Below are 12,703 nucleotides of genomic sequence, written 5' to 3' on the forward strand. Positions count from 1 at the left end.
AGACTTGTCGACCGCGCGGCGCAAGACGCCACGCGCGCTCTTTCTCCCATCGACGAATTCCGAGCCTGCGCATGCAAAAGCCCGCGGTCAACATCATGGTCAAGGCCGCGCGCGCGGCCGGCAACGTCATCATGCGCAACATGGCCCGCCTGGACACCCTCAACGTGGTGGAAAAGGGCCGGCAGGACTACGCCAGCGAAGTCGATTCGCAGGCGGAAACCGAAATCATACGCGAGCTGCGCCGCGCATTTCCCGACCACGCCTTCCTGGGCGAGGAAGGCGGCGCGGTCGGCAAGGCGCGCTTCACCTTCGTCATCGACCCGCTCGACGGCACCAGCAACTACCTGCGCGGCTTTCCGCACTGGTGCGTGTCCATCGGCCTGCTCGACAACGGCGAACCGCTGCACGCGGTGATCTACGACCCCCTGCGCAACGAGATCTTCAGCGCCAGCCGCGGCGCGGGCGCCTTCCTCAACGACCGCCGCCTGCGCGTGGGCACGCGCAACGACCTCGGCGGCGCGATGATCATCACCGGCTTCCCGCCGCGCGAACGTGCGCGCGTGGCGCCCCAACTCGACGCGCTGCGCTCGGTCCTCGGCGACGCCGAGGACATCCGCCGCACCGGATCGGCCGCGCTGGATCTGGCCTACGTCGCGTGCGGCCGCGCCGACGCCTACTTCGAAGCGGGCGTGAAACCGTGGGACATCGCCGCCGGCGTGCTGCTGGTGCGCGAAGCCGGCGGTCGCTGCACCGATTTCGGCGGCGGCGGCAACAGCTTCAACAACGGCCAGATCGTCGCCGGCAACATGAAGGTCTGCGACGCGCTGCAGAAGGCCATCGTGGCCAGCGGCTACGCGGCGGCGTTTACCCTGCGCTGAGCGGCATGCCGCGCCCCGGCCGCGGCCGGGGCCAACCCCGCGCCCGCGGCACCCCGGCGACCTGCGCCGCCAGGCATGTGTACCAACCGATCTCAGGGCCGCCGCGCGAGCTCGCTCTCGTCGCGGATCTTCGGCATCAGGTCCTGCTTGGTGACGCCGAGCAGATGCAGCAGCGGGCACGCCACGAAGATCGACGAAACCGTGCCGAGCACGATGCCGAAGATCTGCGACTCGGCCATGCCTTCGAGCGAATCGCCGCCGTAGAAGTACAGTGCCAGCACCGTCAGCAGCGCCACCACGGACGTGATGATCGTGCGCGACAGCGTCTGGTTGACGGAGCGGTTGAGGATCTCGCCCGGGCCCACCTTGTGCGCGCTGCGGAAGTTCTCGCGCACGCGGTCGAACACGACGATGGTGTCGTTGATCGAGTACCCCATCACCGACATCACGCCGGCCATCACCGACAGGTCGAACTGGTGCTGCGTCAGCGAAAACAGGCCGATGGTGCAGATCACGTCGAAGATCGTCGTGATGATGGCCGCGACCGCGAACTTCCACTCGAAGCGCATCGAGATGTAGATGATGAAGCCGAAGGTGACGAACACGATCGCCAGCACGCCGTTCTGGGCAAGCTCCTTGCCCACCTGCGCGCTGACGAAGTCGCTCGCGATCACGCGGCCGGGATTGTCCGGCGTCTGCACCGCGGCGAGCACGGCGCTGCCGGTCTGCGCGGCGTTCGCCTGCCCGGGCTGCGGCTGCAGGCGCACGACGATGTCGCTTTCGGAGCCGAACGCCTGCACCACGGCGTTTTCGTAGCCGGCGGCCTCCAGCTTGTCGCGCACGCCGTCCATGTCGACGGGCTTGTCGAACTGCAGCTCGGCCATGGTGCCGCCGGTGAAGTCCAGCGCGAAGTTCAGGCCGCGCGTGGCCAGCAGCGCGATCGAGGCGATCAGCATCGCCGCGGCGATGCCGATGGCGACGTTGCGCAGGCGCAGGAAGTCGATCCTGGTGTCGTAGGGAATCAGATGCACAGCCGGGTCCTCAGATCGAGACGCGCGCCAGCTTGCGCCGGCGGCCGTAAATCAGTGTGGCAACGCCGCGCGACACCGACACCGCGGTGTACATCGAGGTGATGATGCCGGCGATCAGCGACACCGCGAACCCCTTCACCGGCCCGGTGCCGAACGCGAACAGCGCCACGCCCGCGATCAGCGCGGTGACGTTCGCGTCCCAGATCGTGCCTGCGGCCTTGTCGTAACCGTTGGCGATGGCCTGCAGCGGACTGGTGCCCGCGCGCAGCTCCTCGCGGATACGTTCGTTGATGAGCACGTTGGCGTCCACCGACAGGCCGACGGTCAGCGCGATGCCGGCAAGGCCGGGCAAGGTGAGCGTGGCGCCGAACAGCGACATCAGCGCCACCACTAGCAGCATGTTGAGCAGCAGCGCCACGTTGGTGACGATGCCGAACACCCGGTAATAGGCCACGAAGAAGATCAGCACGAACACGAACGAATACGTCACCGCCTTCCAGCCGCGCTCGATGTTTTCCGCGCCGAGGCTCGGGCCGATGACGCGCTGTTCGACGATGTCCACCGGCGCGGCCAGCGACCCCGAACGCAGCAGCAGCGCAAGCTCGGACGCCTCGCGCGCGGTCCCGAGCCCGGTGGTCTGGAACGAACGGCCGAACACGCCGTTGACGCGCGCGTAGCTGATCACTTCCTCGGTCACGCGCGCGGTACGTACTTCCTTGCCGTCGACGATCTTCGTTTCCGGAATGCGCTCGATGTACACCACGCCCATGAAGCGGCCGACGTTGTCGGTGGTGAAGTCCAGCATACGCTTTCCGGCCGCCGGGTTGAGCTTGATGTCGACCTTGGGGCCGCCGCCCTGCTGGTCCATGCCGGAGCGTGCGTCGTCGAGCTGGTCGCCCGAGGCGATGATGCGCTTGGACAGCAGGATCGGTCGGCGCGTGCCGCGCTCGTAGTACAGGCGCGCGTCCGGCGGCACGCGGCCGGTTCGGGCCGCTTCCTCGGCATTGCCGTCCGCCTGTGCGCGGTATTCGAGCGTGGCGGTGGCACCGAGCACCTTGATCGCCTGCGCCGTGTCCTGCACGCCCGGCAGCTGCACGACGATGCGGCTCGCGCCCTGGCGCTGCACGATGGGCTCGGCCACGCCGATGGCGTTGATGCGGTTGCGCAGCGTGGTGATGTTCTGCTCGAGCGCGTTGTCGAGGATGGTCCTGATCTCGGTCTGCTTGAGCGTGACCGCGAGACTGCTGCCGTCCGCACTGTCGACGATGTCGACCGCCGGAATCTCGCGACCGATCAGCGCCGCGGCGGCATTGCGGTCGGCCGCATCGCGCAGGCGCACGGCGATGCCGCCGTTGGCGCGCTCGACCATCGTGTAGGCGATCTTGTTCTCGCGCAGCAGGCCCTGGATGTCGTTGACGTAGCCGAGCTCGCGCTTCTCGATCGCCGCGGCCTCGTCCACCTCCATGAGGAAGTGCACGCCACCCTGCAGGTCCAGACCCAGCAGCATCGGCTTGGCGCCGATCGTCTCCAGCCACGCCGGCACGGTGGACGCGAGGTTCAGCGCCACCACGTAGTCGCTGCCGAGCAGGTCGCGCACCACGTCGGAGGCGTGGATCTGCGCATTGGGGTCGGCCAGGCGCACCAGCAGCGTTTCGCCCTCGATTTCCACCGACTTGTACGCGATGGCGGCGGCGTCCAGCGCACCGACCACGCGCTCGCGCAGCGCGGTGTCCACGCTACCGGTGCGGTTGGCCGTGACCTGCACCGCGGTGTCCTGCGTGTAGATGTTGGGCAGCGAATACAACGCGCCGATCACGAAGATCAGCGCCGCCAGGACATATTTCCAGCGAGCGAACTCAAGCATGCGTCGATACCGCGTTGGGCCGACGCCCGCGTGAGGCGCCGGCGGAGAAGGGATCCGGCCCTCAGGCCGACTTCAGCGTGCCCTTGGGCAGCACCGCGGCAACGGCGTTTTTCTGGACTTTGATGACCACGCCGGTGGCGATCTCGATGCCGAGGAACGTCTCGCCGACCTCGTCGACGCGGCCGAGGATGCCCGCGTTGGTGACCACTTCGTCGCCTTTCGCGATGGCCGACACGAGGGCGCGGTGTTCCTTGGCACGCTTCATCTGCGGGCGGATCACGAACAGGAAAAACACCGCCACGAAGACCAGCATCATGATCAGCGGCGACCACGGCGACGCGGCGGGTGCGCCTGCGGCCTGGGCGAAGGCGGGAGAAATCAGGAAATCCATGGTGAGCTCGCTCTGCGGAAGACGGGTTGCGGCGGGGAAGGCCGGCAAAGAGCCGGGGATTATGCCATGCAGCGTGTCGGGGTGCATGCGGCCGCGCCGCGGGGAACACAAGGGTGGTGGCGCAGATCGGCGTGCCGCATCGGCGCCGGCGACGCGGACCGCCGATGCACGGGGAAGGTTCCCGGCAGCGGGTCAGTTCTCCGATTCGCCGAGTGCCTGCCGGCGATAGAACTCGCCCACGAAGTCGTCGAGGCGCCCTGCTTCGATCGCCGCACGCAGGCCGCGCATCAGCTCCTGGTAATAGTGCAGGTTGTGGATCGTGCCAAGGATCGGCCCGAGCATCTCGTTGCACTTGTCCAGATGGCGCAGGTACGAGCGGCTGAAGCCGGACGTACACGCGTAACAGGCGCACTGCGGGTCGATCGGCCGCGTGTCGCGCTCGAATTTCGCGTTGCGGATGCGCAGCACGCCGAAGCGGGTGAAGTAGTGGCCGTTGCGCGCGTTGCGTGTGGGCATCACGCAGTCGAACATGTCGATGCCGCGCCGCACCGCCTCCACGATGTCCTGCGGCCGGCCGACGCCCATGAGGTAACGCGGCCGATCGGCCGGCAACTGCGGACAGGTGTGATCGAGCGTGGCGTTGCGTTCGTGCTCGGGTTCGCCGACGGCAAGGCCGCCGACCGCGTAGCCGTCGAATCCGATCTCGACCAGCGCCTGCGCCGAGCGCGTGCGCAGCTGCGCGTGCACGTGGCCCTGCACGATGCCGAACAGCGCCGCGTCGTTTCCTTCGTGTGCGCGCTTGCTGCGTTCGGCCCAGCGCAGCGACAGTTCCATCGATTCCCGGGCGCGTTTCTCGCTGGTGGGCACGCCGTTCACTTCGTACGGCGTGCACTCGTCGAAGATCATCACCACATCCGAGTCGAGCACGCGCTGGATGCGCATGCTTTCCTCGGGACCGAGGAAGATCTTGCTGCCGTCCACCGGCGAGGCGAAGGTGACGCCCTGCTCGGTGATCCTGCGCCGGTGCGCGAGCGAGAACACCTGGAACCCGCCCGAGTCGGTGAGGATCGGGCCGTCCCAGCGCGCGAAGCCGTGCAACCCGCCGTGCGCCTCGATCACGTCGAGTCCGGGACGCAGGTACAGGTGGAAGGTGTTGCCGAGGATCATCTGCGCGCCGATGTCGCGCAGGTCCACCGGCGTCATCGCCTTCACCGAGCCGTAGGTGCCGACGGGCATGAAGGCCGGCGTCTGCACCGTGCCGCGCGGGAACGTCAGTCGGCCGCGGCGCGCGGAACCGTTGGTGGCCAGGAGTTCGAAGGCAAGTCGGGACATGGCGGAGAGCCGGGATTCGTGATTCGGGATTTGTGATTCGAAAAGGCCGGCATGCGCGAGAAGAGGACGAGGAAACGAAAAACCGGGGAGTGCCGCGGGCTCTTGCGAATCACGAATCCCGAATCACGAATCCCGACCCTCCGGAAACACCAGCATCGCATCGCCGTAACTGAAGAAGCGGTACCGCTGCCGCACCGCATGCGCGTACGCCGCGAGCGTGCGCTCGTGCCCGGCGAATGCGCAGACCAGCATCAACAGGGTCGATTCGGGCAGGTGGAAGTTCGTCACCATCGCGTCGACCGAGCGCACGCGGCGGCCGGGAAAGATGAACAGCCGCGTTTCGCCGGCGAACGGCTGCACGATGCCGTCGCGCAGGCTCGATTCGAGCGCACGCACCACCGTGGTCCCCACCGCGATCACGCGGCCGCCGCGACTGCGCGTGGCGGCGATCTGCTCGCACAGGCGCGCACCGACGTTGAGCCACTCGCTGTGCATCACATGTTCGTCCAGGCGCTCGGCCCGCATCGCCTGGAAGGTACCGGCGCCGACATGCAGCGTGACCGTGCCGAATTCGACGCCGCGGTCGCGCAGCGCGGCAAGCAGCGCATCGTCGAAATGCAGGCCCGCCGTGGGCGCGGCGACGGCACCGAGCTCGCGCGCGAACACGGTCTGGTAGCGCTCGGCGTCGTCGCGGCCCGGCTCGCGCCGGATGTACGGCGGCAGCGGCAGGCGGCCGGCGCGCAGCAGCAGTTTCTCGACCGACTCGCTGCCGCCGAAACGCAGCAGGTAGAACTCGCCGTCGCGTCCGAGCACGGTGACCGGTGTGCCGTCGTCCAGATCGATGCGCGAGCCGGGCTTGGGCGATTTGCTCGCACCGATCTGCGCGCGCGCCTCGTGCGTGCCGAGCAGCCGCTCGATCAGCAGTTCGACGCGGCCGCCGGTGTCCTTGGTGCCGAACAGGCGCGCGGGCAGGACGCGGGTGTCGTTGAAGACCAGCAGGTCGCCCGGTGCGAGCAGATCCGGCAGGTCGCGGATGCTGCGGTCGCCGAACGGTTCCGGTGCGGGCGGCAGCACCAGCAGGCGACTGGCGGAGCGCTCCGGCAGCGGTTCCTGCGCGATGAGCTCGGGCGGGAGCGCGTAATTGAAGTCGGACTTTTTCAACGGAGACGGGCGCGGCGGTGAGCGGATCGCATTATCGGCGGTGACGGCATTGCCGCCAAACCCGCCGCGGCGCTCAATAGCGGATCAGCGCCGAACCCCACGTGAAACCGCCGCCGAAGGCTTCGAGCAGCAGCAGCTCGCCACGCTTGACCTTGCCCGAGCGCACGGCTTCGTCCAGCGCCATCGGCACCGAGGCGGCCGAGGTGTTGCCGTGGCGGTCCACCGTGACGATGACGCGATCCATCGGCATGTCCAGGCGCTTGGCCGTGGCGGTGATGATGCGCAGGTTGGCCTGGTGCGGGATCAGCCAATCGAGGTCGGATTTTTCGATGTGGTTGGCGGCGAGCGTTTCCTCCACCACCGCGTCGAGCGTCTTGACCGCGACCTTGAAGACTTCGTTGCCGATCATCTTCACGCGCACGCCGTGGTTGGGCTCGTCGGTGAAGCCGCGCGAGACGCCGACCGGGTTGTGCAGCATGCGCTCGTAGGCGCCATCGGCATGCAGGTGCGTGGACAGCACGCCGGCCTCGTCCGAGGCCTTCAGCACCACGGCGCCGGCGCCGTCGCCGAACAGCACGCAGGTGCCGCGATCGGTCCAGTCGATCATGCGCGACAGCGTTTCCGCACCGACCACAAGCGCGGTCTTCGCCGCGCCTGCGCGGATGAAGTTGTCCGCCACGCCGAGTGCGTAGACGAAGCCGGTGCACGCGGCGTTGACGTCGAACGCCGGGCAGCCGTTGGCGCCGAGCCTGTTCTGCAGCAGGCACGCGGTGGACGGGAAGATGACGTCGGGCGTGGTGGTGCCGACGACGAGCAGATCGATCTCGCTGGCGGCGACCCCTGCGGCTTCGAGCGCGCGCAATGCGGCTTCGTAGGCGAGGTCGCCGGTGGTCTGGCCCGGCAGCGCGATGTGGCGCTGACGGATGCCGGTGCGCTCGCGGATCCACTCGTCGGTGGTGTCGACGCGCTGTTCGAGGTCCGCGTTCGTGACGATGTTGTCCGGCAGGTAACTGCCGGTGCCGGCGATCCGGGAGAACACCTGCGCCGCCATCCCCACTCCTTCAGACTGTGCCGCGACGAAGGCCGCGGTCTTCTCGAACCCGGTCGCGGTCACCGCGGACCGGTGCCGGACGCCGACGTGCGATGCCGCGGCGTCCCTGCCCTGCCGCCCGACAGCGCGAACGCCGCCGGGCGAGGGATCAATCCTCGGCCGGAACGTCGGACTTGACGTCGATCACCTTCTTGCCGCGGTAGTAACCGTCCTTGGTGACGTGGTGGCGCAGATGCGTCTCGCCCGTGGTCGGGTCGGTCGCGAGCTGCTTGGGCACCAGGGCGTCGTGCGAACGGCGCATGCCGCGCTTGGACGGGGAGACACGGCTTTTCTGAACGGCCATCGGAATTTCCTCTGCTTGAATCTGTGCGCTGACGCGTGTTGATGTGCGGCCCGACGCGTGTCAGGACCGGTCCTGCTTCATCGAGGCGAGCGCTGCGAACGGATTGCTCGCCGCGCCCGACTCCTGTGGTTCTTCGTCCGGCCCGCCGGTGGACCAGGTCTGCGGCGGCACGTCGTCCATGCCATCCTTCAGCGGCACCACCGGCAATGCCAGGATGAGCTCGTCCTCGATCAGTTCGGCGAGGTTGACCTCGGCCGACTGGTCCAGCAGCACGGGCTCGTACCCTTCCGGCAACCCGGCCTCGTCGCGTTCGCTCGCGATCAGGCCGAGGCGCTGATCGATCGCGACCGGAAACTCGAACCGCTCCAGGCTGCGCTGGCACACCAGCGGCAGACGGGTCTGCACGCGCATGTGGACAACACCGATGCCAAGATCGTCGCGCCCGAAGTGCAGCTCGTACTGCACCTCGCCCTCGCTGTCGGCCAGGCTGTCGGTCAGGCGGGTCATCGTGGCGAGCGGAAGGCGCCCGGCAAAGATGCGCCCCGCCGTCACCATGCGCCACGCATCCACCAGCTCGGGCAAGGCACCGGACATAAGCCGGAAAGGATAAGCCGCGCGGGCGTTTGTGTCAATTTTGCGGCGTCGTGCGTGGGCTGCCCGTTGCCGCGGGCGGCGCGATTTGCCGGCGGCGCGACGCTTCGTGCAGACTGGCTCGCCCGGCCGCACGGCAGTTTCGCCCGTGATCGCATTCTACATCGCAGTCACCGCCGTCGGCCTCGTCGCGCTGGTCGCCGCCGTGCTCGGCCTGCGCAGCCGGCGGCGCGAACGCAGCCTGCGTTATCTCCTCGACCGCGCCGATGCGCTCGAAGCCCTGCTCCACACCACGCGCGACCGCATGAGCGCGATGCGCACCGTGGTGCAACGCGTGCCGTCCGACATCGCCGCGGTGGCCCACGCCTCGCTCGACGCGCAGCCGCAGGTGCAGCAGGGGCTGCGCGACGTGCTCGAACACCGGCTCTGGATCTCCAGGCACGGCCTGCAGGCGAGCCAGCGCGAGCTCGACCGCGCCTGTGCAGCGCTGGATCGGGCCTACGCCACCATTTCCGAGCGGCTCGACCGGCTGGAGAACGCCGGTGCAGAGCTCATCGACGTGACCCAGGCATCCATCGACCAGGCCGCACGCGAACCGGCCGCGCTCAAGCGCGCGCGGGAGGACGGCGGCTCGTGAGCCCGCTGGTGCTGGCGTCGACGTCGCTCTATCGACGCGCCCTGCTGGAGCGCTTCGGGTTGCGCTTCGAGGCCGTGGCCCCGGACGTGGACGAAACCGCACTGCCGGACGAACGCCCCGCGGCGCTCGCGTCCCGGCTCGCGCGCGAGAAGGCGCGGGCGGTGGCACGCAGGCGGCCGGATGCGGTGGTGATCGGTTCGGACCAGGTCGCCGATCTGGACGGCCGCGCGCTCGGCAAGCCGGGCGGCTTCGAGGCCGCGCGGCGGCAGCTGCACGACTGCGCGGGGCGCAGCGTGCTGTTCCACACCGCAGTCTGCGTGGTCGACGGTGCGCGTGGCACCGAACAGGCCTTCGTCGACGTGACGCGGGTCGTGTTCCGCGTGCTGCGCGACGACGAAATCGTGCGCTATCTGCACGCCGAGCAGCCGTACGACTGCGCCGGCAGCTTCAAGTGCGAAGGTCTCGGTGCAGCGTTGTTCGAACGCATCGAAACGGTGGATCCGACCGCCCTGATCGGCCTGCCGCTGATCGCGCTTGCCGATGCGCTGCGCGGCTGCGGCTACGCCCTGCCCTGACCCGCCCGCGCTCAGTCCGCGACCGTCACGCGCTGCGCCGGCCCATCCTCGACGCTGCCGTCGCGCCCGTGCAGCCGCAGCGCGAGCCAGTGCTCGCCCGGCGCGGCATTCTGCACCTGCGCGAGAAAACCGACAGCGGGCTGCGACGGGTCGGTGGAGATGTCCCAGTACGCGGCCACGTGCGGCATCGGAACGCCGTAGCGGCCCTGCGACACCGCGGTGCCATCGAGCAGCACCTCGACGTGGGCAATGCCGACGCCGTCCTTGAAGGCCCAGCCGTGCAGGTCGAACGTGCGCGGCACGGTGGCGCCGGCGGCCGGCGCGTCGATCCACGCGAGCGCGGGGGTGACGCACGCGCCGGTGCGCGCGCCGGCCGCAAGATCGAAGCGGAGAAAGCGCTTGCGACCGTGGTCGACACTGAGTGCCGACGGCATCGACAGCGATCCCAGCAATTCGCAGCGGGCGTGGTAGTGCGCGAGCCGTTGCGGCAACGGCAGCGCGCTGTCTTCGAGCACGTAGGTCCAGGCCTGTGCGCGCAGCGCGGCGGTCTCCGGCGTCGCATTCCACAGTGCGAGCTGCGCGGCGCGGCCGTGCTTGTGGTTGAGCGGGTGGTCGAGGATCGCGATGCCGGGCGTGCGAGACGCAAACGCGAGCTGCGCGCCGAGCATGAAATTGTCGGCCAGCAGCGGTGCGTCGACCGCGCGCACATGCGCCGCCACCGCATCCCAACCGGCGAAGTTGTCCGGGTACCAGCGGCTGTCGGCGAACTGCGCGCGCCAGGCCGGCGTCGCGGCCACCGTCGCGTAGGCGAACGTGCCGGCCAGAAGCATCGCCGTGCTCGCGTGGACGGCGATGCGCCATCCGCGCCGCCAGCGCGCAATGGCCATCGGCGCGACCGCCAGCAGCGGCAGCCATGCCTGCAGCAGCCAGTGGAAACTGACCCGTTCGCGGTCTGCGACGAAGGCCAGTGCGAAGTAGACCAGCACCGGCACGCCCGCTGTGGCGACGACGAGCGCCCACGGCCCGTCCGCGCCTGCCCGCCAGCGACGCCAGGCGAGCGCGAATGCCGCGGCAAACGCGGCAAGCAGCAGCGGTCCGACAATCACGAGCTGCCCGACCACGAACCCGAAGCCGCCCGCATGCAAGGTCCACGGATGCCGGTCATGCAACTGGAACGCGAATCCCGCATTCGCATGCGCAAGATTCCAGTGCAGCAGCGGCCACCAGGCCAACGCGCCGAGCGCGAGCACGGCCCACACGCGCGCATCGCGCAGCAACGAGCGCCCGGGCGCATCGACAAGCAGCCCGAGCAGACCCGCGAGCAGCAGCAACACGAAGCGGTAGTGCGACAGCGCACCGACGACAAGACCCAGCGCGAGCAAGGCCAGCGCCGGCAGCGCCACACGCTCGCGCAGCGACGCCGCGCCCATCAGGCACAACAGCGCGGCGAGCGTGAGCGGGGTGTCCGGCAGCGCGAGGAAGCCCAGGCCGCCGAGCAGCGGCAACAACAGGGCGAGCAGGCCCGCACGCCAGCCGATCCCGGGACCGAACCGGCCTGCAGCAAACCGGACCAGCAGCCACGGCACCAGCATCCCGATCGCAAGAAATGGCCAGCGCACGCCGAGCGGCGTGTCCCCGCCGACGGTCGTGCCGAGCCGGATCAGCCCCGCGGTCAGCGCCGGGAGATCGGAATAGGCCCACGCCGGATGCTCGCTTTCGAGCCAGTACCACGCCTCGTCGCCGAACAGCGGCAGGCGCGCGGCGATCCACAGCTTGAGACCCAGCAGCAGCGCCCAGAGGAACCAGAATGCGCGACGGGCTGTCAGCACCCCGGCGCTTCCGCCCGCGCAACGCGGCTACACTTCGATACAGACACGCACACCGCCGAGGTCCGATGGATACGCCAGAGACGAACGCCGCGATCCTAACGCAAGCGCAGCGCGACTCGCTCGATCGCGCCATCGCGCAGGTCAACGGCCTCGTGCTCGGCAAACCGCGCGAAATCGATCTGGCCTTCGCCTGCGTGCTGGCCGGCGGGCACCTGCTGCTCGAAGACCTGCCGGGTCTGGGCAAGACCACGCTCGCGCGCGCGCTCGCCGCGACCCTGGGCATGAGCTTCCAGCGCATGCAGTTCACCGCCGATCTGCTGCCCTCGGACATCCTCGGCGTCTCGATCTACGAACAGGACAGCCACGCCTTCCGCTTCCATCCGGGACCGGTGTTCACCCAGCTGCTGCTGGCCGACGAAATCAACCGCGCGCCGCCACGCACGCAATCGGCGCTGCTCGAAGCGATGGCCGAGCACCAGGTCACCATCGACGGCATCTGCCACACGTTGCCGAACCCGTTCTTCGTCATCGCCACGCAGAATCCGGTGGATCTGGCCGGGACCTTCCCGCTGCCCGACTCGCAGCTCGACCGTTTCCTGCTGCGCCTGAGCCTGGGCTATCCGGACGCGAAATCCGAACACGAGATGCTGCTCGGCGCCGACCGGCGCGATCTCATCGCGCACAGCATGCCGCTGCTCGGCGCCGACGATGTGCTGAAGCTGCGCGATGCGGCGACCCACGTCCACACCAGCGACGCGCTCGTGGCCTACGTGCAGGCGCTGCTTGCGGAGAGCCGCCGCCACCCGCAGGTGCGCGTGGGCCTCTCGCCGCGCGCCGGCCTTGCGCTGCTGCACGTGGCCCGTGCGCTGGCGCTGCTGCGCGGGCGCGATCACGCGCTGCCCGAGGACGTGCAGGCGCTGTTCGAGGAAGTGGCGGCGCACCGTCTCGTGCCGCAGGGCGAGATCAGCGACCGCAATACGCTTGCGCGGACCGTGCTGCACGCCGTGGCGGTGGACTGAA

13 protein-coding genes are annotated in these 12,703 nt (G+C 69.1%); 4 read left to right on the forward strand and 9 right to left on the reverse strand.

Features of this window, described 5'->3' with window-relative positions; genetic code table 11:
• Positions 1-71: 71 nt before the first annotated feature.
• Positions 72-878 carry an inositol monophosphatase family protein gene (locus tag HNQ52_RS01555; RefSeq protein ID WP_183959103.1) on the forward strand — a complete coding sequence of 269 codons (807 nt, stop codon included), beginning with the start codon at positions 72-74 and terminating at the stop codon, positions 876-878.
• A gap of 92 nt (positions 879-970) precedes the next feature.
• Here HNQ52_RS01555 and secF read toward each other — a convergent pair whose 3' ends face one another.
• The 8 genes from secF to HNQ52_RS01595 all read right to left on the reverse strand — a co-directional run bounded on the left by secF (position 971) and on the right by HNQ52_RS01595 (position 8,558).
• A complete protein-coding gene (secF, locus tag HNQ52_RS01560) occupies positions 971-1,909 on the reverse strand; it encodes a protein translocase subunit SecF (RefSeq protein ID WP_183959106.1) in 939 nt (312 codons plus the stop codon).
• Positions 1,910-1,919: 10 nt separating this feature from the next.
• On the reverse strand, positions 1,920-3,773 hold the full coding sequence (gene secD / locus HNQ52_RS01565; RefSeq protein ID WP_183959108.1) for a protein translocase subunit SecD: 1,854 nt from the start codon (positions 3,771-3,773) through the stop codon (positions 1,920-1,922).
• 61 nt (positions 3,774-3,834) lie between these two features.
• Positions 3,835-4,164 (reverse strand): preprotein translocase subunit YajC, encoded by a 330-nt coding sequence (gene yajC, locus HNQ52_RS01570; protein WP_183959933.1) that lies wholly within the window; start codon positions 4,162-4,164, stop codon positions 3,835-3,837.
• Between the two features lie 192 nt (positions 4,165-4,356).
• Positions 4,357-5,496: a tRNA guanosine(34) transglycosylase Tgt gene (gene tgt / locus HNQ52_RS01575; protein WP_183959110.1), complete on the reverse strand. Its 1,140-nt coding sequence runs from the start codon at positions 5,494-5,496 to the stop codon at positions 4,357-4,359.
• 123 nt (positions 5,497-5,619) lie between these two features.
• The gene (queA, locus tag HNQ52_RS01580; RefSeq protein WP_183959112.1) at positions 5,620-6,657 is read right to left on the reverse strand and encodes a tRNA preQ1(34) S-adenosylmethionine ribosyltransferase-isomerase QueA; all 1,038 of its coding nucleotides are present in this window, start codon (positions 6,655-6,657) and stop codon (positions 5,620-5,622) included.
• Positions 6,658-6,730: 73 nt separating this feature from the next.
• On the reverse strand, positions 6,731-7,708 hold the full coding sequence (locus HNQ52_RS01585; RefSeq protein ID WP_183959114.1) for a beta-ketoacyl-ACP synthase III: 978 nt from the start codon (positions 7,706-7,708) through the stop codon (positions 6,731-6,733).
• 148 nt (positions 7,709-7,856) lie between these two features.
• The gene (gene rpmF / locus HNQ52_RS01590; protein WP_183959116.1) at positions 7,857-8,051 is read right to left on the reverse strand and encodes a 50S ribosomal protein L32; all 195 of its coding nucleotides are present in this window, start codon (positions 8,049-8,051) and stop codon (positions 7,857-7,859) included.
• A gap of 60 nt (positions 8,052-8,111) precedes the next feature.
• A complete protein-coding gene (locus HNQ52_RS01595; protein WP_246387463.1) occupies positions 8,112-8,558 on the reverse strand; it encodes a YceD family protein in 447 nt (148 codons plus the stop codon).
• 232 nt (positions 8,559-8,790) lie between these two features.
• On the opposite strand from HNQ52_RS01595, the gene HNQ52_RS01600 reads away from it, so the two are divergent.
• The gene (locus tag HNQ52_RS01600; protein WP_183959120.1) at positions 8,791-9,279 is read left to right on the forward strand and encodes a hypothetical protein; all 489 of its coding nucleotides are present in this window, start codon (positions 8,791-8,793) and stop codon (positions 9,277-9,279) included.
• Positions 9,276-9,854 (forward strand): Maf family nucleotide pyrophosphatase, encoded by a 579-nt coding sequence (locus HNQ52_RS01605; RefSeq protein WP_183959122.1) that lies wholly within the window; start codon positions 9,276-9,278, stop codon positions 9,852-9,854. Before HNQ52_RS01600 ends, HNQ52_RS01605 begins: the two co-directional genes overlap by 4 nt.
• An 11-nt stretch (positions 9,855-9,865) precedes the next feature.
• On the opposite strand, the gene HNQ52_RS01610 is transcribed toward HNQ52_RS01605, so the two are convergent.
• A complete protein-coding gene (locus HNQ52_RS01610; protein WP_183959124.1) occupies positions 9,866-11,683 on the reverse strand; it encodes a glycosyltransferase family 39 protein in 1,818 nt (605 codons plus the stop codon).
• A 65-nt stretch (positions 11,684-11,748) separates the two neighbouring features.
• Here HNQ52_RS01610 and HNQ52_RS01615 point away from each other — a divergent pair, with 65 nt between their 5' ends.
• Positions 11,749-12,702 carry an AAA family ATPase gene (locus HNQ52_RS01615; RefSeq protein ID WP_183959126.1) on the forward strand — a complete coding sequence of 318 codons (954 nt, stop codon included), beginning with the start codon at positions 11,749-11,751 and terminating at the stop codon, positions 12,700-12,702.
• Position 12,703 lies beyond the last annotated feature (1 nt).

It is taken from the genome of Chiayiivirga flava, from assembly GCF_014202825.1.
Taxonomy (GTDB): domain Bacteria; phylum Pseudomonadota; class Gammaproteobacteria; order Xanthomonadales; family Xanthomonadaceae; genus Chiayiivirga; species Chiayiivirga flava.

Bases quoted from the DNA above. Each gene is read 5' to 3' on its own strand.
- HNQ52_RS01555 (WP_183959103.1), top strand. From the start codon at position 72: ATGCAAAAGCCCGCGGTCAACATCATGGTCAAGGCCGCGCGCGCGGCC.
- secD (WP_183959108.1), bottom strand. From the start codon at position 3,773: ATGCTTGAGTTCGCTCGCTGGAAATATGTCCTGGCGGCGCTGATCTTC.
- yajC (WP_183959933.1), bottom strand. From the start codon at position 4,164: ATGGATTTCCTGATTTCTCCCGCCTTCGCCCAGGCCGCAGGCGCACCC.
- tgt (WP_183959110.1), bottom strand. From the start codon at position 5,496: ATGTCCCGACTTGCCTTCGAACTCCTGGCCACCAACGGTTCCGCGCGC.
- HNQ52_RS01585 (WP_183959114.1), bottom strand. From the start codon at position 7,708: ATGGCGGCGCAGGTGTTCTCCCGGATCGCCGGCACCGGCAGTTACCTG.
- rpmF (WP_183959116.1), bottom strand. From the start codon at position 8,051: ATGGCCGTTCAGAAAAGCCGTGTCTCCCCGTCCAAGCGCGGCATGCGC.
- HNQ52_RS01595 (WP_246387463.1), bottom strand. From the start codon at position 8,558: ATGACCCGCCTGACCGACAGCCTGGCCGACAGCGAGGGCGAGGTGCAG.
- HNQ52_RS01615 (WP_183959126.1), top strand. From the start codon at position 11,749: ATGGATACGCCAGAGACGAACGCCGCGATCCTAACGCAAGCGCAGCGC.